At 61.7% G+C, this 19951-nt stretch carries 13 protein-coding genes and 1 tRNA gene; 3 read left to right on the top strand and 11 right to left on the bottom strand.

Annotated elements, in window-relative coordinates; all coding sequences use genetic code 11:
• Positions 1 to 6: 6 nt before the first annotated feature.
• Together D4A92_RS21265 and D4A92_RS21260 are read right to left on the bottom strand one after the other, a co-directional pair.
• Positions 7 to 1260 carry a hypothetical protein gene (locus D4A92_RS21265; RefSeq protein WP_246753992.1) on the bottom strand — a complete coding sequence of 418 codons (1254 nt, stop codon included), beginning with the start codon at positions 1258 to 1260 and terminating at the stop codon, positions 7 to 9.
• 52 nt (positions 1261 to 1312) lie between these two features.
• Positions 1313 to 3346 carry a glycosyl transferase gene (locus D4A92_RS21260; RefSeq protein ID WP_203020087.1) on the bottom strand — a complete coding sequence of 678 codons (2034 nt, stop codon included), beginning with the start codon at positions 3344 to 3346 and terminating at the stop codon, positions 1313 to 1315.
• Between the two features lie 603 nt (positions 3347 to 3949).
• On the opposite strand from D4A92_RS21260, the gene D4A92_RS21255 reads away from it, so the two are divergent.
• The gene (locus D4A92_RS21255) at positions 3950 to 9085 is read left to right on the top strand and encodes a beta strand repeat-containing protein (protein ID WP_203017151.1); all 5136 of its coding nucleotides are present in this window, start codon (positions 3950 to 3952) and stop codon (positions 9083 to 9085) included.
• Positions 9086 to 9342: 257 nt separating this feature from the next.
• Here D4A92_RS21255 and D4A92_RS21250 read toward each other — a convergent pair whose 3' ends face one another.
• From D4A92_RS21250 to D4A92_RS21240, 3 genes are all read right to left on the bottom strand, one after another.
• Positions 9343 to 10242, bottom strand: coding sequence for a bile acid:sodium symporter family protein (locus D4A92_RS21250; RefSeq protein WP_203017149.1), 900 nt, complete (start codon positions 10240 to 10242; stop codon positions 9343 to 9345).
• Between the two features lie 12 nt (positions 10243 to 10254).
• Positions 10255 to 11991 (bottom strand): AMP-binding protein, encoded by a 1737-nt coding sequence (locus D4A92_RS21245; RefSeq protein ID WP_203017147.1) that lies wholly within the window; start codon positions 11989 to 11991, stop codon positions 10255 to 10257.
• A 262-nt stretch (positions 11992 to 12253) separates the two neighbouring features.
• Positions 12254 to 12330 (bottom strand) — tRNA-Arg (locus tag D4A92_RS21240).
• Positions 12331 to 12679: 349 nt separating this feature from the next.
• On the opposite strand from D4A92_RS21240, the gene D4A92_RS21235 reads away from it, so the two are divergent.
• Entirely contained in the window at positions 12680 to 13132 is a 453-nt protein-coding gene (locus tag D4A92_RS21235) for a MarR family winged helix-turn-helix transcriptional regulator (RefSeq protein WP_246753991.1), read from the top strand.
• A gap of 3 nt (positions 13133 to 13135) precedes the next feature.
• Here D4A92_RS21235 and D4A92_RS21230 read toward each other — a convergent pair whose 3' ends face one another.
• The 5 genes from D4A92_RS21230 to D4A92_RS21210 form a co-directional block, all read right to left on the bottom strand.
• Positions 13136 to 13657: a hypothetical protein gene (locus D4A92_RS21230; protein WP_246753990.1), complete on the bottom strand. Its 522-nt coding sequence runs from the start codon at positions 13655 to 13657 to the stop codon at positions 13136 to 13138.
• An 85-nt stretch (positions 13658 to 13742) separates the two neighbouring features.
• The gene (locus D4A92_RS21225; protein WP_203017145.1) at positions 13743 to 14564 is read right to left on the bottom strand and encodes a transglutaminase family protein; all 822 of its coding nucleotides are present in this window, start codon (positions 14562 to 14564) and stop codon (positions 13743 to 13745) included.
• A gap of 14 nt (positions 14565 to 14578) precedes the next feature.
• Complete coding sequence (locus tag D4A92_RS21220; protein WP_203020083.1) at positions 14579 to 15520, bottom strand: alpha-E domain-containing protein; 942 nt, start codon at positions 15518 to 15520, stop codon at positions 14579 to 14581.
• Between the two features lie 7 nt (positions 15521 to 15527).
• Positions 15528 to 16937 (bottom strand): circularly permuted type 2 ATP-grasp protein, encoded by a 1410-nt coding sequence (locus D4A92_RS21215; RefSeq protein ID WP_006725770.1) that lies wholly within the window; start codon positions 16935 to 16937, stop codon positions 15528 to 15530.
• A 206-nt stretch (positions 16938 to 17143) separates the two neighbouring features.
• On the bottom strand, positions 17144 to 17323 hold the full coding sequence (locus tag D4A92_RS21210; RefSeq protein ID WP_203017142.1) for a hypothetical protein: 180 nt from the start codon (positions 17321 to 17323) through the stop codon (positions 17144 to 17146).
• Here D4A92_RS21210 and D4A92_RS21205 point away from each other — a divergent pair.
• A complete protein-coding gene (locus D4A92_RS21205) occupies positions 17322 to 18218 on the top strand; it encodes a DMT family transporter (protein WP_203017141.1) in 897 nt (298 codons plus the stop codon). The two genes, D4A92_RS21210 and D4A92_RS21205, sit on opposite strands and share 2 nt — an antisense overlap.
• 64 nt (positions 18219 to 18282) lie before the next feature.
• Here D4A92_RS21205 and D4A92_RS21200 read toward each other — a convergent pair whose 3' ends face one another.
• Positions 18283 to 19692: a DEAD/DEAH box helicase gene (locus D4A92_RS21200; protein ID WP_203017140.1), complete on the bottom strand. Its 1410-nt coding sequence runs from the start codon at positions 19690 to 19692 to the stop codon at positions 18283 to 18285.
• Positions 19693 to 19951: the final 259 nt, after the last annotated feature.

Genomic DNA, 19951 nt, shown 5'->3' with positions numbered 1-19951 from the left:
AATTACTCAGGCTGACAGCTTCTCGCGCATGAGCTTGTCATAGGCGGCGATCAGCCGGTTGACGTCGACGCCGGTCTCCTGTGGTCCGAAGCTCAGATGGCTGACGGTAAAGTCAGAGTAGATGCATGTCGGGCGTTCGAGGAAGGCCGGTAGGTCGACGGTCAGCATCTTCTCGTCATCGCCCTTGGCGAGCGCCATATGCTGCAGGTCGCGGCCGAGCCAGGCAATGAAGTTGATCGACTGGCGCTCCTGCCAGTCGACGACCTTCGACGGCAGCGGCAACTCTTTCTCCGGCGATGCCAGGAAGAAGTCATGCAGCTTGTTTGCCTTGTCCGGATCGGTCCAAAGGGTGCCGCCAAAGCCGCCCGGTGGACGCTCGAAATGGCCGAGCGAGGCGGGGAGCGCTCCCGAGGCCTGCTGGAAGTAGGCGCAGACGCCATTGTTGACGACATTCGCCGAGGTCACGAAGTAATGCGGGTTCTTGCGACGGTGGTCGATGAAGCCTGCGAGGCCGTCGAGATCCAGGTAGACGATGTCGTCGTCGCATTTCAGGAAGAGTGCGTCAGCGAAATCGGCCAGACGGCGGGCGTAATACTGATAGGCTTGGAAATAGGGCATCTGTTCGCCGGGGTTGCCGACGTATCGGCGCACTGGCGCGTCGACATGGCAGAGTTCGAGCGTGGCCCCCCAGCCGCCGCGGACCATGACGTCGGCCCCAGCAGGCAGGGCGATGTCCGGCCAGCTACCGAGCAAGACGCCGTTGACCATCAGTTCGGGTGTTCCTGAGTGGTCGGTGGAGACGATGACCTCGTTTGCCCTGCCGGGCGACAGCACGCTCGGGGTCAGCTTCGCCCAGACAGTCGGGGCGTCACCTCGGTCGGCATCATTGAGCCGCGCGCGCGGCGCCTTGCGAATGACGGACTGCTGATTGTTCCAGCCGCCAATGACGACCTCGTAGAAATTGTCCGGGTCATGCTTTGGCAAGATCGCCAGATGCAGGTCGTTGTTGATCCTGGCATCGAGCCGCAGCGGAGACCGTGCGGAGACGGTCCCGCAGGCATGGTAGCCAACGGCGTCGCCCATGAAGCGGAGCGGGCCAAACTCACGCGTGACCCATTGGTGATCGGCAGCCGCGCGGGTGAAGTCCCAGATATGCCATTCGTCGATCAGACCGTCCGCCATGGCCTTGCGGACATAGCTGTTGAGGATCTGCATCCGGTGTTCCCGGCCGGCAAAGGTCACAAGTATTACAGGCGCCACAATTCTCTCCCAGCCCAGTTCGGTCTTTGCCCGCAGTCTTTCGTCACTGCCGTTACGTCCACAGACGTGTGTCGGTCGGGACGGGGTGGAAATCGTGCCAGGCGGAGATGCGGTCGCGATAGCGCTTGCGATAGGCCTCTTCGTCTTCGAACTCGACTTCGGTCATCATCACTTCGGAGCCGATTTCGTAATACATCTCCATGTTGGTGAGATCCGGAACCGGGGTCTCGCCGCGCTCGCGCTCGCCCTGCATCTGCCAGTAGAGTTCTTCCAGCCGGCGGACGAGGCGCGGGATGTCGCGAAGCGCGCAGGTTTCGCGCTGGGCCTGCAGGGAGCTGCGGATCCGTGCCAGTTCCGTCTTGTCGTTCGCCAGCGCCACTGCCTTGCGGACGTAGTCGTCAGGGCTTGTGCAGATCAGTTCGGGAATCCCAGCCGATTTGACGATGCTGCTGCAGAAGCGCGAGGCGAAGCTCTTGCCCGGGAGCGTCAGCACCGGCAGGCCCATCGTCAGAGCATCCGACGCCGTCGAATGGGCACCATAGGGGAAGGTGTCGAGGAAGAGATCGGCGATTGCGATGCGGGCTAGATGGTTCGGGTTCGGCACCTTGGAGGCGAAGTAGAGGCGGGCCGGGTCTATACCTGCGGACTTCGCGAGGTCGCGCAGTCTCTGGTTGACGGCATCGGAGCCACCGAGCAGCCAGAGAATGCTGCCGGGGGTCGCTGTCAGGATGGCCATCCAGCGGGCAAAGATGGGGGCCGTGATCTTCTGCATGCCGTTGAAGCAGGCGAAGACGAAGGCGTCTTCCGGCAAGCCGACCTCGGTGCGTGTCGGGCGCGGTCCGATTGCGCGCTTGCGGTCAACCGGCTGGTTGCAGGGAATGTGGAGCACCTTTTCGGTGTAGTAGAGTTCGTTGCCGGGCGGAATGATCTGCTCGTCGGCAATGATGTATTGATGGACCGGGCTCGCCATCGTGCCGGGATAGCCGCAGAAGTTCACGATGACCGGGGCAGGGCGGTAGGAGAAGATCTTCGTGCGGGCGAGCTTGGTATAGCCGTTGACGTCGATGAGGACGTCGATCTCGTCGGCCATGATCTGCCGGGCGGCGTCGAGGTCCGAAAGTGCGGTGATGTCGCGCCAAACATCGATGACGGCCTTCATCCGGTTTTGTGTGGCATCATTGGTGCGCGGCTCGCCGATGTAATAGGCATAGACTTCGACAGATGTCTTGTCGTGCAGTTCGAGAACTTCGCTCAAAGCGAAGCCAACAGCATGGTCGCGCAGGTCCGAGGAGACGTAACCGATGCGCAGACGCTGGCCGGTACCGACCTTCTTGCGCGGGACAGGCGTGTTGAGATGGGCTGCATCCGGGCGGCCGGCGAGCATCTTGAAGTAACGATGGGCCTTGGCCATCTGGTAGAGCGGATCGTCGGCATAGCAGGCAAGCGGCAGCGGCGAGATGGAATCCAGCATCTGCCGCTTCGTCACATATTCCGATCCCTGGACAACCGGCCACTTGCACTGGTGCTGGCGGACCGAGATCCAGTGCTGGCCTGCTTCAGGTTTGTCGGGACGCAGTTCGATTGCCTGCCAGAGCGCGGTCTCGGCATCCTCCAGAAGGCCGGCGCCTTCCATGACGCGGCCGATATGCTGCAGGGCCATCAGACGATGAACCGATTTGTCGGGGGTGATTTCGGCGGTCGAGTCCACGTAGCTCCGCCACTGCTGGATCGCCTGGGCGCCCAGACCGCAATCCTCGTAGGTTCGGCCAAGATTGATGTGCGCCTGGCCCATCATCGGCTGGGCCTTGAGCGCCGCTTTCAATGCGTTGATCGCGCCGGCGCTGTCGCCCAGTTGCTTGAGTGTCACAGAATAGTTGAAGAAGGCGAGGTGAAGCAGCGGGCTTTGATCATTGAATGCCGTCCAGGTCTTGTAGAGTTCGGCCGCAAGGGCGAACTGCCCGGCTGCCGACCACCGTTCCGCCAGTTGCAGGGCGTCGAGCAGCGAAAGCTGCTGGCGTCTCGACTTTTCCAGAGCTGCTGCGAGCTGGGCGTTCTGCTCCGGGGCGAATGCGGTATGTATCACCATCGACATGACATCTCTCATCGGCCGAGTGTGGCCGGGTTTCGTTCCCGCTGAGCGGCGTGTAAAAAACTCCTAATCAGCTTAGCTTGCTTTGGGCTTGCGTGGTCGCAGTCCGCCTTATCTTAGGACTTGCCAAATCACTCGCCATTGGCGATAGCATCCGAGGTTAAGAGGTGCCGTTGTAGCTTTCTGCCAAGAATAGACAGGTGAGTTCCGGGGGTGACTGTTAATAGAAAATTAGAGTGTGCGCCCTAATCATCTGGGCAAGACTCGTCTCATCGTATTTCTGTGTTTGCGGAAAGATGAGGCAAGGTCGTCTCCCGGGTCCGGGGGTAGACGTTCCAAAAGGTGTGGGAAGCAGAGATCAACTCTGCATGCATGATGCCCTCTCCAACGCCAGGCTCGGTCGAGCCATGTTCCACTTAAAAACTTTCGTCCGTAAGGACACCGCACGGTAAGCGCGATCGATCTGCGCTTGCGTTCGGATTGTGGCCATTCAGGGCGCAGGATGCTCCCTGGGTCGCGCGGTGAGGCACCCGAAGTGCTCCCCCGACCGGTGGCAAAGGAATGCAACGGCCAATCGCTAACGTTGAAGGCGCGCGTCAAATGACCTCGATTATCTCTTCTCTGAGCATCACCCAGATCAAGTCGCTGTCTACGGCGACCATCGCTTCCTTCACGAGCGACGACGTTGCTGCGCTGAGCTCCGCTCAGGTCGCTGCGCTTTCGTCCAAACAGATTTCCGCCTTCCAGACCGAGGATTTCGACCAGCTCGACGCCACCCAGCTCGGTGCGATCTCCAGTGTCGCCATCCGCGGCCTGACGGTGGACCAGCTGTCCGTCATCGACAGCGCCAAGATGACTGCCCTGAGCAGCCGTCAGCTGGGTGCGCTGACTTCATCGCAGATGACGGCCCTGACATCGGAGCAATTCGCTGCTCTGACCACCAGCCAGCTCGCTTCGCTGAGCAGCGCCGCTCTTTCCGGCCTTCAGACTGACGATATCGCGACGCTGACCTCGGCGGAACTCGCGGTTATCAGCACCCGCGCTCTCGGCGGTCTCTCTACTGCCAACTTTGCCGCTCTCGATTCCAGCCAGCTATCCGGCCTGACCTCCGGCCAGATCGCCGCGCTCTCGACCGCTGTCATCGCAATCCTGACCTCGGATCAGATCGACGGCCTGGACGCATCGCAGATCTCGGCCCTCAACTCGCGCCAGATCGCCGCTCTTTCTACCGATGCCCTTGCCTCCTTCTCCAGCGCCCAGATCGTTGCCCTGAACAGCCGTGCAGTGTCGGTGCTGAAGTCGACCCAGATCGCAGCCCTGTCGACCGACCAGATCGCTGTGCTGACCACCGGTCAACTCGCTTCATTGACGTCCTCGGCGGTAGCAGGTCTCGGCACCGACGATATGGCCGTACTCACCTCAGACGGTGTGGCCGCCCTAAGCTCCAGGACGCTTGCCGCCCTTTCGACGACGAACTTCGCAGCTCTGGGGTCCGACCAGCTGGTCGGCCTGACCTCAGCGAAAATCGCCGGACTGACTGCAGCACAGATTGGCGTACTGAGCTCCGATCAGGCTGATGGTCTAACCTCTGCCCAGATCGCCGGCCTGACCAGCGCCCAGATGAACGCGATGACGACGGATACGCTGGCCTCGCTCTCGACCGAACAGGTCGGTGCGCTCAGCAGCCGTGTTATTGGTGTCCTCAACTCCGCCAAGGTGGCTGCACTGAGCAGCGACCAGGTCGCTGCCCTGTCCACGATGCAGCTCGCTTCGCTGAGCTCCGCCGCCGTCAAGGGGCTGGAGACGGAAGATCTTGCAACCTTCACCTCGACGGAACTCGCAGCACTCAATTCCCGTGCGCTTGCTGCTCTCTCCACCGAAAACATCGCGAGCCTCACATCCGAGCAGCTCACCGCCCTTTCGACCGGGCAGATCGCCTCACTGACAACGGCGCAGGTGGCTGTACTCGACAGTGCTCAGCTTGACGGCCTCAGCGCCTCCCAGGTCGGTGCCCTGAGCTCCGCCCAGGTCATCGCGCTCGGTACGGACAATGTGGTGTCTCTCTCCACCGAGCAGGTCGCTGCGCTCAGCAGCCGCGCGGTTGGCGCCCTGACGGCGGCCCAGCTCACCGCCATGACGAGTGATCAGATCGAAGCCCTTGGCTCGGCGCAGATTGCCGCCCTTTCGTCGACTGACCTGCTGGCCCTTTCATCTGAAGACATCAATACCTTCACCACAGCCGAATTTTCGGTCATCAGTTCGACCGCCATCCGCGGCATCTCCACCGACGTGATCGGCGAGCTTTCGACTGAGCTGATCGCTGCAATGAACACCCGCGCCGTGGCTGCGCTCTCTGCAGCTCAGGTCACCGCCATGACCTCGGACCAGATCGCCGCACTGTCGATCGGCCAGCTCGGAGCGCTGACCTCGGTTGCCGTTGCCGCCCTCGAAGTCGAGGATGTGGCCACCTTCTCCTCCACCGAACTCGCTGCCTTGCAGTCGCGTTCGCTGGCTGCGCTGCAGACAATCAGCTTCATGACTCTCAGCTCCGACCAGATCGTCGGCCTAACAACCGCCCAAATCGCTGCCCTGTCGACCAACCTCGTCGGCCGACTTTCGAGCGGGCAGATCGATGGCCTGACAACAGAACAGGTAGCTACACTCTCTTCCTCGCAGCTTGCCTCCATCAGCACGAATGGCATCGCCTCGATGTCCACCGAACAGATCGGTGCGCTCAGCTCTCGCGCCATTGCTTCTCTGAAGTCGGAACAGCTGAACGTGCTGACCTCCGACCAGTTCGCAGCACTTGGAACCGGACAGCTGGCCGTCCTCTCGTCTGCAGCAATCCGCGGCCTCAACTCCGATGCCATCGGCACCCTCACTTCGACAGAACTCGCTGTCCTGAATTCTCGTGCAATTGCCGCGCTCTCGACCGACAACCTGGCACTGATCAGCTCCGACCAGATCGCAGGATTGACGACGGCGCAGATGGCTGTGCTGACCACCACGCAGGTCGGCATCCTCTCCACCGATCAGATCGACGGTCTGACATCTTCGCAGATCGCGACACTGAGCAGCGCCCAGCTTCGCGCCCTCGACGCTGACGCGATTGCTTCCTTCACGACGGAACAGGTCGGCGCTCTCAATACACGTGCCATCGCAAGCCTGTCCTCCACCCAACTTGGTGCGCTCGACTCCGACCAGTTCGCCGCACTTGGAACCGCTCAGCTTGCGGCCCTGACATCTGCGGCGATCGTCGGTCTCGACAGCTCGGCTATCGGCACCCTGACGTCTGCGGAACTTAGTGCGCTGAACTCCAGAACTCTGGCAGCACTCAGCACCAGCAACTTTGCACTGCTCGACTCAACCCAGTTGGCCGGTCTCACGACTGGTCAGGTCACCGCTTTGACCACCGGCCAGATCGAGAGCCTGGTCAGTGATCAGCTGGATGGGATAACGACGGCCCTCATCGCGATGCTCTCCAGCTCGCAGGTCAAGGCGCTGACTACCGACGCCCTGGCATCGCTTGACACGGCCCAGGTGGCTTCGATCAGCAGCCGCGCCGTCGGGGCCCTCGGCTCTGAGGCCATCGCCGCCCTGTCGTCCGACCAGATTGGTGTGCTGACGACCGGCCAACTTGCCGCCCTTACATCCGCCGCGGTCGCCGGCCTTGCAACCGAGGACGTCGCAGCATTCGAATCGACCGATCTGGCAGCGCTTAATTCTCGCGCTCTGGCTGCGCTGTCGACGGACAACATTGCTGCCCTCAACTCGCTGCAGCTGAGTGGCCTGACAACGGGCCAGATCGCCGCCTTGACGACGAACCAGCTCGCTGTCCTCGACTCCGACCAGCTCGACGGTCTGTCTTCGACCCAGGTTGCTGCTCTGAGCTCCACTCAGATCCTTGCTCTGTCGACCGATAACATCGCTTCGCTGTCGACCGATCAGGTGGCTGCCCTTAACTCCAGAGCCATCGGCGCCCTGACTTCCGAGCAGCTGGATGCTATGAGCACGGATCAGGTGGAAGCCCTGACTTCGGGTCAGATCATGGCGCTCAGCTCGGCCGACCTCGCTGCCCTGTCATCCGCTGACATCGCCACCTTCACGGCTGCCGAGATCGGGGTGATCAGCTCCGCCGCGATCTCCGGCCTGTCGACAGGTGCGATCGCTGGTCTCGATACTGAGCAGGTCGCGGCGATCTCTAGCCGATCGGTTGGCGCGCTGAGCTCGGCCCAGATCGGAGCACTCGATACGGCTCAGTTCGCGGCCTTGTCGACTGCCCAGCTTGCCCAGATCAGCTCTGCTGCGGTCGCCGGTCTTGGCACTGATGACCTTGCAACCCTCGACTCCTCCGAAATTGCCGTCCTGCAGAGCCGCACCATTGCAGCTCTCAGCACCGACAACTTCGTGGCTCTCACCTCTACCCAGCTCTCGGGTCTGACAAGCGACCAGCTGGCGTCGCTGACCACTACTCAGGTATCGCTGCTGACCAGCGATACGATCGCCGGTCTCTCCTCGAGCCAGATCGCTTCCCTGAACTCCAGGCAGGTTGCGGCTCTGTCGACTGGCGCGCTGGCTGCACTGACGTCTCTACAGCTTCCGGGTCTGTCGACCTCGGGCGTTGCCAGCCTGAACTCGGCGCAGATCGGAGCCATGACGTCTGGCCAGTTCGACTACCTATCGACGGCACAGATCGGCGCAATCAGCTCCGCCGGTGTCGCCGGTCTGACGACCGAGGATATCGCGACATTCGCACCGACGGATCTCGCCGCTCTTAACACTCGGGCTCTGGCTGCCCTGTCCACCGAGAACTTCGCAGCCCTCGACTCGACGCAGCTCGCCGGGATGACCACCGCTCAGGTGGCCGCCCTGACGACTGCCCAGATCGGGGTCCTGACCACTGACGACATCGATGGTCTGACGACAGGGCAGGCAGGTGCGCTGACGACCGCTCAGATCGCCGCGATGTCGACCGACAATCTGGCTTCCTTCTCGACGGAACAGATTGCGGCACTCGGAACCCGTATCTTCGCAAGCCTGAGCTCGGGCCAGGTGAGGGCACTCTCGACCGACCAGATCGACGTCTTGTCGTCCGCCCAGCTGGCATCGCTGAGCACCGCAGCGATCGGCGGTCTCGAAACCGAGGACATGGCGACCTTCTCGTCGGCTGAACTCGGGGCTCTGAGCACGCGGACCATTGCGGCCTTGTCGACCGCCAACTTCGCCGAACTGACCTCGGCTCAGCTGACCGGCCTCAGCGCCGCTCAGGTGGCTGCGATCAGCTCTGCCCAGGTGGGTGTGCTGAATTCTGATCAGATTGACGGGCTCTCCACCGGCCAGATCGCAGCACTGACCTCGAGCCAGATCCGCTCGCTTTCGACCGAGAATCTGGCCTCGTTCAGCACCGACCAGGTGATGGCATTGAGCACCCGCGCCATTGCGGCCCTCTCTACCGACCAGCTGGTGGCGATGACCACGGACCAGATCGAAGCGCTGACACCGGCGCAGGTGGCGGCTCTGAATTCGGCTGGCATCAGCGCCCTGTCGAGCGAAGATCTGGCCGAGTTCTCGACCGCCGACATTGCCGCGATCAACACGGCAGCTCTTGCTGGTCTCTCCACGCAGGACATCGATGATCTGACCAGCGATCAGCTGCGGGCCCTGACGTCTGCACAGATCCAGGCATTGAAAGACGATCAGATCGCTGCTGTCATCGCAGCCTACCAGTCGCTCTGATCAGGGGAGGCGCTCGCCGCCTCTTCCCACCGATCGTTTGAAGAGCCCCACCCATTGCGGTGGGGCTTTTCGTTTGGGGCATGACGTGTTCGTCTCGTGCAGAGGTCGACCTTGAGTGATGATGTCTGCATCGGGATCCCGGTGTAGGCAGAGACTCGCCACGGAAATGCCCGCCAACTTGGAAGTTGGCGGGCTCGATCCGATGGCAAGGGGACTACATTAGCTGCCGGGTGGTGTTCCCATCAGCCTTGCTGCCGTCAGACCCGAACCTTCGCGGCATCGCGGGCCAGAGCCTCGGCTGTTGCGCTTCGTCGATACCACATGGTGATAAAGGACGAGGTGATGACGATGAAGAGGCTGTAGAGGATCGGGATGAACAGAACCTCTTGCTGCTGAATGCCTGTGAAGGAGAGTGTCACGATGAGTGCCGCGAGCGGCCCGTTCTGGATGCCTGTTTCCAGGCTGATGGTGCGGGCACGGTTGCTGTCCTGGCGGAGCGCCCGGGCAAGCCAATAGCCGAGCAGCATGCCCGTCAGGCCGATCCCGACTGCCGCGATGTAAACGGGGAAGGGGGTGTCGAGCAGCATCTGGTAATTGCGCGGCACCCAGGACCCGATCAGGAAGAGGATGACGACCACGCCGAGCAGCGAGCCGATCATCTCGATCGTGGCGCCGACATTGGCGTTCATCTTGCGCAGGAACATGCCAAGTACGGTCGGCACGAGCAACACCACGAGCACCTGCGCGACATTGCCGGCCGGGATCACGTATTCGCCCCCGAGGCCCGCGAGGCCGCTGTAGAAGCTGAGCAGGAAGGGGACGGTGACGACCGCGACGAGTGTCGAGACAGTCGTCATCATGATCGAGAGCGCCAGTACGCCCTTGGAGAAATAGGCGAAGATGTTGCTGGTGGTGCCGCCCGGCATGCAGGCGATCAGGATCAGGCCCGCCGCCATGCCGGCCGGCAGGCCGAGAGCGAGTGCCAGGGCATATCCGAGGAAGGGCATGATCAGATACTGGCTTAGCAGCCCGATCAGGATGCCCTTGGGCTTGCGAAAGGCGATGAAGAAGTCGCGCCAGGTCATGGAGGCGCCCATGCCGAGCATGATCACCATCATCATGATGCCGAGAAGTGTGGTTTCAAGTTCCGTCAACATGGTGGCTGCCCCTCACTTCTTGAATTCGCTCTGCACTTCGGCCTTCAGATCCTTGCGCAGGATCTTGCCGATGGGCGTCTTTGGCAGCGTGTCCCGGAAGACGATGGATTTCGGCACCTTATAGTCGCTGAGCAGGGTCTTGCAGTGATTGCGGATGGCCTCCTCTGTGAGCTCGCCGTCGTGGTCCGGGTTCTTGACGACATAGGCACGTACGGCTTCACCGGTCTTGGCGTCGGGAATGGCGACGACGGCGGCTTCGAGTACCGCATCCATCTTGGCGAGCGCGTCCTCAACCTCGTTGGGATAGACATTGAAGCCGGAGACAAGGACCAGATCCTTCTTGCGGTCGACGATCTTCAGGAAGCCCTGGTCGTCCATCACGGCGATGTCGCCGGTCGCGAACCAGCCGTTTTGCAAGGCCGTCGCCGTTTCATCCGGACGCTGCCAGTAACCGAGCATGACCTGGCGGCCGCGCACGAGTAGTTCTCCCGGCTCGCCCGATGGAACCAGCTTGCCGTCGCCATCCACCAGAATGACGTCGCAGCCGGGCACCGGAATGCCGATGCTGCCGGATTTGGCGCGATCATCCAGCGGATTGAAGCTCACCAGCGGTGAGGTTTCGCTGAGCCCGTAGCCTTCGGCGATCGGGGTCCCCGTCATCACCCGCCAGCGGGTTGCAACTGCCTCGTGCAGCGCCGTGCCGCCGGCGATCGCCGCGCGCAACTTCTTCGGCGGATAGGCTGCGAACCATTCTTCGTTCATCAGGCCGTTGAACAGCGTGTTCACGCCGGTGATCCAGGTGATCGGGTAGTTCTCGATTGCCCGCTGAAGGTTCTGGACCGGGCGCGGCGAGGGGATCAGGATGTTGCGCGCCCCGAGTTCAAAGAAGGTCATCAGGTTCGCGGTGAAGGCGAAGATGTGATAGAGCGGAAGCGCCGTCAGCACCTGATCCTCGCGGGCCATCACGCCGCCGGATACCGCACGCACCTGGTCGAGATTGGTCAAAATGTTGCCATGCGTGAGCATGGCGCCCTTGGCGACGCCGGTGGTGCCACCCGTATATTGCAGAAGCGCGAGGTCGTCGGGGCCCGAGGCCGCCCACATGGCCTTCACGTCGGCGCCGTGGCTCCTTCCCTTGGCGAGCGCTTCCTTGATCCGCAAAACGGGAACGCCGATGTTCGGGATAGGCGGGAGTACCTTGTTCCAGACCTTCTGGACACCGCGAATGATGATCTCGGGCAGCTTGGGGAAGAATTCCGGCACGCCGGCGAGAACAACGGTCTTGATTCCCGTCTTCGGCACGACTTCCGCCAGCTTGTCGGCGAACATGTCGACGATGACAAGCGCCTTGGCCCCGGAATCGTTGAACTGATGGATCATTTCGCTCGGCGTGTAGAGCGGGTTGGTGTTGACGAGAATGCAGCCGGCCTTGAAGACGCCGAAGGCGACCACGGGATAGGGCAGGCCGTTCGGCAGCTGCACGGCGACCCGGTCGCCGGCGCGCAGGCCGCAATCATGGTGTAGGAAAGCCGCGAAGGCATCCGACATCTCGCCGATCTGGTCGTAGGTCAGGCTACCATTCATGCCGTTCGGCACGACGCAGGTAAATGCCTTGCGCGGACCGTTTTCGGCGCAGGACCGATCCACCAGTTCGGCGATGCTGCGATAGCGCAGGTCGCCCAGTTCCTGCGGGATGCCTGTTCCGTAAGCCGCCAGCCACGGGCGTGGCGGCGTGAAAATGTGTTCCATGTTTCCTCCCCAGAGCGCTCTTCGGCGCTTCACCGTCGAGGGGCCGGGTGCAAATGCGATTCCGGTTCCCTCTAACGTGTGGAGGATGGATTTCTCCTGGCTTAAAGTCCAGCGTTTTCGGGGGCTTGGCACAGCAATGGGGCTGACGGGTAAAGCCTTGAACGGAGAAATCCCATCACGTCCGCGTTATCGGACAGACACGGGCAGAGGCAGCAACACGGTCGGAGCCACTGTCGTTCGATGGATTGATTAAACAAGAGAATGGCGCACCCGACAGGATTCGAACCTGTGACCTTTGGAATCGGAATCCAACACTCTATCCAGCTGAGCTACGGGTGCATCCGAAGGCGATATGACTCGCCGTTCCAGAAGCGGTCATAGCGCAGTCGCTCGCGCGCATCAATCCGAAAAACAGTAGACGGCTGGGTAAACCAACGGCAGCGGCCGTGAAGCGGGCGAAGTGGGCAGATGCCGATCAATTGCTCGCGCCGTCCCTGGTCACCAAGCCCCAAGCTGGGGGAAATGAACGTTAGACGTTCAAAATTTGCGGGTCGCACCATCGTGAAGCCGATTGTGCCCTTGTGGCAACGGCTTAAACGGTTAGTATCGTTACAGGAAGGTCGTTGTCGGGGGCAGCGGTCGCCCGAGGGGCAATAATGATAATGGCGGGGAAATGCCTGAGATTACTATGGATGAATTGGTACCCAACACGTCTGGTCTAGACTTCTCAGTCATGGACGATGCTGTGGGTTATCGACTGCGGAGGGCGCAGCTCGCCGTCTTTCAGCATTTCAACGAAGCCTTTTCTTCGAAAGGTCTTCGCCCGACCGATTTTGCAACCCTGCTTCTTTTGACCGACAATCAGGGTGCCAAGCAGAGCGAAGTTGCCGAGGCACTCGGCATTCAGCGGGCGAATTTCGTCGCGATCGTCGATGGTCTGGAGAACAAGGGCTATATCGAGCGCCGCAAGTCGGAAACCGACCGCCGGGTCCAGTCGCTCTACATGACGCCGGCCGGCGAGGCCTATCTCGAAGAGTTGATGCCGATCTGGATCGATCACGAGCGCTGGGTGCTGGAGCAACTCGGCGGCGTTGCCGAGCGCGATACGGTGAACCGCCTGCTCAGGCGCCTCTACGACTGATTCTCAGCGTCCGAATCCGAGATCGGATCGTCTGATCGCTTCGTCGATCAGGCGATTGGCGATTTTCATGCGAATAGTTGCTGCGTCACGATAGTCTTCGGCAAGACGGTCCGGATGATTGTCGCGGGCGAAGGCCCGTCGTCGCTCCTGCAGGCGCTCGCGATCATCCGATGGCTCAAGACCGAGATCCTCGGCGATCTCCTCCGGAGAGAGCCGGTCCAGCCAGGCGGGCGGTGGCGGGGGCGCGGCCGGTGGTGGTTCGGCAGGCGGTTCAGGCTCGGCCGGCGCGACCTCATCGGACATCAGGGACAGATAGGCATCGAGCCTCGGATCTGCGCTCGGTTCGGAAAGAGTGGGTGCTTGCTCGGGCGTCTCCGGCAGGAAGCTCGTCGACAGGCCATTGATCCGGAAGGTCGGCTCTTCTGTCGGAGGTGCTTCTTCCGCCTCGGCACCGAGCCGGTCGACGACCGACTGGAAGAGCGACTTGCCAAACAGCATGCGTGCAAAGACCTCCGCAGCGGTCACCTTGCCGCGCTTTCCCTGCAGGAGAACAGACTGACGTGGTGCGGGGCTTGCGTCGTATGATCCAAGCCAGCCCGGCGGCGAAGGATCAGCTCTGGGACTGGCTCTGGCTCTGCGTCGCCTCGACCATCAGCTTGACCGTCAGGTCTTCGCCGGCGAGCCCGATGCGCATGCCGGAGACGGGGGCGGCATCGGTATAAGACAGGCCTGTCGCGATCCTGATGTATCGGGTGTCGGGGCAGTGGTTGTTGGCGGCGTCGAAGCCCACCCAGCCGAGGCCCTGCAGATAGACTTCCGCCCAGGCGTGGGTCGCGGTCTGCTCCATCCTGTCGTCCATCATGAGATAGCCGGAGACATAGCGGGCCGGCAGGCTCAAAACCCGTGCCGCGCCGATGAAGGCATGCGCATGGTCCTGGCAGACGCCGTGGCCGGCTTCCAGCGCCTGTTCGGCGGTGGTTTCCGTGCCGGTCGTTCCCGTTTCATAGGCGATCTGTGCGTTGAGCTTCCCCATGAGGTCATGCATCTTCGCCAACTCGTTGTCGCCCGACAGGCTGCGTGCGAGTTCGCGGATGAGCTTGCCTGGCTTGGTAAGCGGCGTATCCCGCAGATAGAGCCAGAGTGGCACATAGCCTTGATGCGGGCCGAAGACGCCGGCCCTGTCTTCCGTCTCGACTTCACCCGAAGCGACGATGTGAACGCTGTGGCTATCGCCTTCGGTGGAGACGAGGTGCGTGTGGTTGCCGAACTGATCGTTGAAGCCCGCTTCGACCTTCGCGCCATCGACGACGATATTCCACGACAGCACTTTCTGGCCCGGGCCATCCTGTGGGCTCAGTCGCAGGCGCTGCAGCGAATACTGAACGGGATCGTCGTAGCGATACTCGGTGGTATGGGTAATCCGGAGACGCATGCGCTCAATCCTGCTCAACTGTAGAACCTGTAGCCCTCAGTGATCTCGCTGCCCAGCTTGTTGTTCAGGGCAATGAAATTGTCGAGGAACTCGTGCAGCCCCTGATCCATGATCTGGTCGATATTGGTCGTCCGAAGGGTGGCATAGACCGTGTCGGCAGTGTCGTGTGCCGCGATGCGCTCGCCGTAATCCTTGCCGATGTAACCGAGATTGGAAACGATCTTCTCGTAGCAATAGGCAAGCGAGCGCGGCATCTGACCGCTCAGGATCAGAAAGTCGGCGATGTTGGTCGCCTTGTATTCCCCGTCATAGACCCAGCGATAGGAACGATGGGCGGAGACCGATCGCAGGATCGATTCCCACTGCATGTTGTCGAGCGAGGAGCCGACATGGGTGATCGCCGGCAAAAGCACGTAGTATTTGACGTCGAGGATGCGGCTGGTGTTGTCGGCCCGCTCGATGAAGGTGCCGATGCGGGCGAAGTTGTAGAGTTCGTTTCGGAGCATCGAGCCATGGAAGGCGCCGCGGATCAGGCCGGCGCGGCGCTTCACGGTATCGATCACCTCGGGCAGGTCGGCCGATTTCAACTTGCGGGCAAGCATCTGCTTCAATTCGATCCAGCATTCGTTCGTCGCTTCCCAGGTCTCACGGGTGAGCGCGGTTCGCACCATGCGGGCATTGTTGCGGCCGGCGTCGATGCAGGACATGACGCTCGACGGGTTGGCGGTGTCGCGCAGCATGAAGTCGATGGCATCAGAGGCCGTCACCTTGCCATGGCGTTCGGCAAACAGCGGCCGGACGTCGGCGCTTTTCAGGACCGCGTCCCAATCCTCGTCCGAGGCGCCCGAGCGTGTGAGCGACATACGCAGACCCGCATCGACGAGACGGGCGATGTTTTCGGCCCTTTCGATGTAGCGGAACATCCAGAAAAGACCGTTGGCAGTTCTTCCGAGCATGACCATGTCAGTCCTCCAGTACCCAGGTGTCCTTGGTGCCGCCGCCCTGACTGGAATTGACGACGAGCGAACCCTGCTTGAGGGCCACGCGGGTCAAACCGCCGGGAATGATCTGCACCTTGTCGGAGACGAGGACATAAGGACGTAGGTCGACATGGCGGGGCGCGATCCCCTTGTTGACGAGGATCGGTACCGTCGAGAGCGACAGCGTCGGCTGGGCGATATAGTTCGAGGGGCGCGCCTTCAGCTTGTCGGCAAAATCGGCACGCTCCTTCTTGGTCGCGGTCGGACCGACCAGCATGCCATAGCCGCCGGAGCCGTGCACTTCCTTGACCACGAGCTCTTCGAGATGTTCGAGCACGTATTTGAGGCTGTCGGCTTCCGAACAGCGCCAGGTCGGCACGTTCTCGAGCAGGGCCTTGCGGCCGGTGTAGAATTCGACGATCTCCGGCATGTAGGAGTAGATCGCCTTGTCGTCCGAAATGCCGGTGCCCGGCGCATTGGCGATGGTGATGTTGCCGGCGCGGTAGACATCCATGATTCCGGGAATGCCCAGCGCCGAATCGGGCCGGAAGGTGAGTGGATCGAGGAAGTCGTCGTCGACACGGCGGTAGAGCACGTCGATCGCCTCGTAGCCGCGCGTGGTGCGCATCTTCACCTTGCCGTCGATGACGCGCAGGTCCGAGCCTTCGACCAGTTCGACGCCCATCATGTCGGCGAGGAAGGAGTGCTCGTAATAGGCGGAGTTGTAGATACCCGGCGTCAGCACCGCGACGCGCGGCTTGCCCTTGCAGCCGGGCGGGGCGAGAGAGGCCAGCGACTGGCGCAGGAGATAAGGATAATCCTCGACGCGCTGAACCTTGTTGAGCTGGAAGAGCTCCGGGAACATCTGCATCATGGTTTCCCGGTTCTCCAGCATGTAGGAGACGCCGGAGGGGGTGCGGGCATTGTCTTCCAGCACGTAGAACTGGTCTTCGCCGGTGCGCACGATGTCGGTGCCGACGATGTGGGTATAGACGCCACCCGGCGGGCGGAAGCCGATCATCTCGGGCAGGAAGGCGACGTTCTTCTCGATCAGCTCGCGGGGAATACGGCCGGCCTTGATGATTTCCTGCTTGTGGTAGATGTCGTCGAGAAAGGCGTTGAGTGCCAGCACGCGCTGTTCGATGCCCTGGGCGAGTTTGCGCCATTCGCGGCCGGAAATGATGCGCGGAATGATGTCGAAGGGGATCAGCTTCTCGGCGCTGTCGGCATGGCCGTAGACGGCGAAGGTGATGCCGGTCTTGCGGAATATGTTCTCCGCATCTCGCGACTTCGCCAGAAGCCTTGCCGGGTCCTGGCTGGAATACCAATCGAAGTAGTTCTGGTACGGTGCGCGCGGATCGTTGTCCGCAGTCATCATTTCATCAAATGCCAATGGCGCCATCCCCTTTTTTGTTCATTTGAATACAACCAATTGGGCAATGCAAGGTCGTTCGCGGGCTCCGCTCGCAGAAAGAGAGACGGCCACATCTGCTGGAAAATAGTGCAATCGCGTAAAGCCTGTGCAGGTTCCCGACTGTTTTGCCGGTCCCGGCGGCTCTACTCCCGCGTGATTTGGCATATCGTAAAATTCGACAGGCATTATCCGGCCGGATTTGCCGAAAAAAGATGCATGCCGGCCTGAGAGATTTTTTGCAAAGACGCGCTTGAACGGAATTCATAGCTGCCTGCAGGAAAACTCTTTTGACCGTTGCCTGGTGCCGCAGTATCGAAGCTTTCTGCCGGCTGTTGCGATCCGGTCCAAGAAAGATACTTTTCCATGACCCTTGCCCGGCTTGCGCCTGTCCTCTTCGTTCTCCTGTGGTCGACCGGCTGGATTTCCGCCAAATACGCGACATTCTTTGCGGATCCGCTGACCTTTCTCGTGGTGCGCTACGGCACGGCCGTCGTCCTCTTTTATGTCGTCTGTCGGATTGGCGGCGTTTCCTGGCCAAAGCAGCGGGCCGGGTGGCTGCATGCCATCGTATCCGGCATGTTCCTGCACGGGCTCTATCTCGGCATGGTCTGGTGGGCGATCGGGCAGGGCGTGCCGGCCGCCTTGTCCGGAATCATTGCAGGGCTGCAGCCGTTGATGACCGGGATTGCCGCGGCCTATCTGATCGGGGAAAGTCTCAATACCGGACAGCGGGTCGGTCTGGTCATCGGCTTCCTGGGTGTGGCGATCGCGGTCTTGCCGAAGATGCTGATCATCGATGCGTCGAGCATTCCGGCCTATGCGGTTGCAGTGAACGTGCTCGCCATGGCCTGCGTGACGGTCGGCACGCTTTACCAGAAGCGTTTCGTCAAAGAGGGTGACCTCCGGTCGGTCGCGACGCTGCAATATGTCGGTGCGCTGATCGTCACCATTCCGGCGGCCGTCGCTCTGGAAAACCTGCGGATCGACTGGAGCCTCGGTTTCTTCGCCACGCTCGCCTGGTCGGTGGTCGGCATTTCGATGGGGGCCGTCGCGCTGCTGCTCTACCTCATCCGTCGCGGAGACGTGTCGAAGGCAGCGTCGCTCATTTATCTCGTTCCGCCGCTTGCCGCGCTTGAGGCAGCGATCGCGTTCGGAGAAGAATTGACGGTACCGATGATGATCGGCACCTCAGTGGTCATGGTCGGCGTCTATCTGATCAACCGGAAGAGCTCGGTCGAGCCAGTCATCCTGAAAGACTGATGCTATGAAAAATGGCGCGGTGTGAACCGCGCCATTTCAGATTCAAACAGGTTCAAGCCTTGGCTCAGGCTTCGCGACGGCGTCCGCCGGCAGTGCCGGAGCGGGCCGGACGGCCCTGGCCGCTGCCATTGCCCGGACGACCCTGGCCGCCATTGGCGTTGCGGTTCTGTCCGCCGCCATTGCCACCCTTGCGGTGACCGGACTTGGCCGGACGACCATCAGCCTTGGCGCCGCCTTCCGACTTGCCGCGACCGGGGCCACCCTGATGGTTGCGGTTGTTGCCGCCGCCACCGCCGCCAGCGCGACGCTGCGGACGAGCCGGGCGTGCAAGGTTTGCCGGCGGTTCGCCGGACGCGACCGGAATGTCGATGCCCATCAGCTTTTCGACGTCGCGCAGCAGGCGACCTTCGTCGGGACCGCAGAATGCAATCGCGATGCCGTCACGGCCAGCACGGGCCGTACGGCCGATGCGGTGAACATAGGCATCCGGCACTTCCGGCAGATCGTAGTTGAAGACGTGGGAGACGGCCGGGATGTCGATGCCGCGGGCGGCAACGTCGGTGGCGATCAGCGTCTTGATCTCGCCGTCACGGAAACCCTTCAGTGCCCGCTCGCGCTGACCCTGGCTCTTGTTGCCGTGGATAGAAGCGACCGAGTAACCGGTGGCGTCGAGGTGCTTCATCAGCTTTTCCGCGCCGTGCTTGGTGCGCAGGAAGACGATGGAGCGGCCATCCGGATTGTCGTTGAGGATCTTCTTGAGCATTTCCGTCTTGGCGTTCTGGCCGGCGACGAAATGCACGTGCTGCTCGACCTTGTCGGCGGCCTTGCCCGGAGGGGACACGGCGACCTTGAGCGGGTCGGTCAGGAAGCTTGCAGCGAGATCGGCGATCGACGGTGGCATGGTCGCCGAGAAGAGCAGGGTCTGGCGCTTCGGCGGGACCATCTTCGAGATCTTGCGCAGGTCATGGATGAAGCCCAGGTCCAGCATCTGGTCGGCTTCGTCGAGAACGAGGTAACGCACGGCGCGCAGCGAGATCGCGTTGCGGGCGATCAGGTCAAGCAGGCGGCCAGGCGTGGCCACGAGGATGTCGGTGCCCTTTTCGAGCTGCAGCTGCTGCTTGCCGATGGAGGCGCCACCGACGACCTGGTTGATCTTCAGCGGCAGGCGGCGCAGGTAGCTGCGCAGGTTGTCGCCGATCTGGTTTACCAGTTCGCGGGTCGGAGCGAGAATGAGGGCACGGGTGGTGCGGTTGTCGGGACGCTTCTCATCCTTGAGGAGCATCTCGATCATCGGCAGGCCGAAAGCGGCTGTCTTGCCGGTGCCGGTCTGTGCGAGACCGATCAGGTCACGACCGCCGAGAACGACGGGGATACCCTTCTCCTGGATCGGAGTGGGGGTCGTGAAGCCAAGCGTCGTCAGCGTCGCGACGATATTCTTGGAGAGGCCAAGATCATCGAAAGTTGTCAAAGTCATACCTTTCGGGGCGCCAAATGCACAAACCCCGGAACGCGTTCTTCGCGAGCCGGTTGGCACTGGCGTCAAGAACCCCGCGTGATTTGGGAACTTGTAAGTTGGAAAAAAGCTTTCCAAGCGCATCGGCGGAATGTCCGCCCTGATGTCATGCGCCTTATCCTTCGTCGCGTCTCAGTTGTCGCTGGGCACGCTCACGCGGCGGCCGGAAGGTAAAAGCTGACCTGCAAATGATACCTTTTGCCTGAGAAGTCAAGTGCAA

Origin of the sequence: Rhizobium rosettiformans, from assembly GCF_016806065.1 — a bacterium.
Taxonomy (GTDB): domain Bacteria; phylum Pseudomonadota; class Alphaproteobacteria; order Rhizobiales; family Rhizobiaceae; genus Allorhizobium.
The sequence above is the reverse complement of the archived record's forward strand: the minus strand, read 5'-3'. Positions and strand labels throughout refer to the sequence as shown.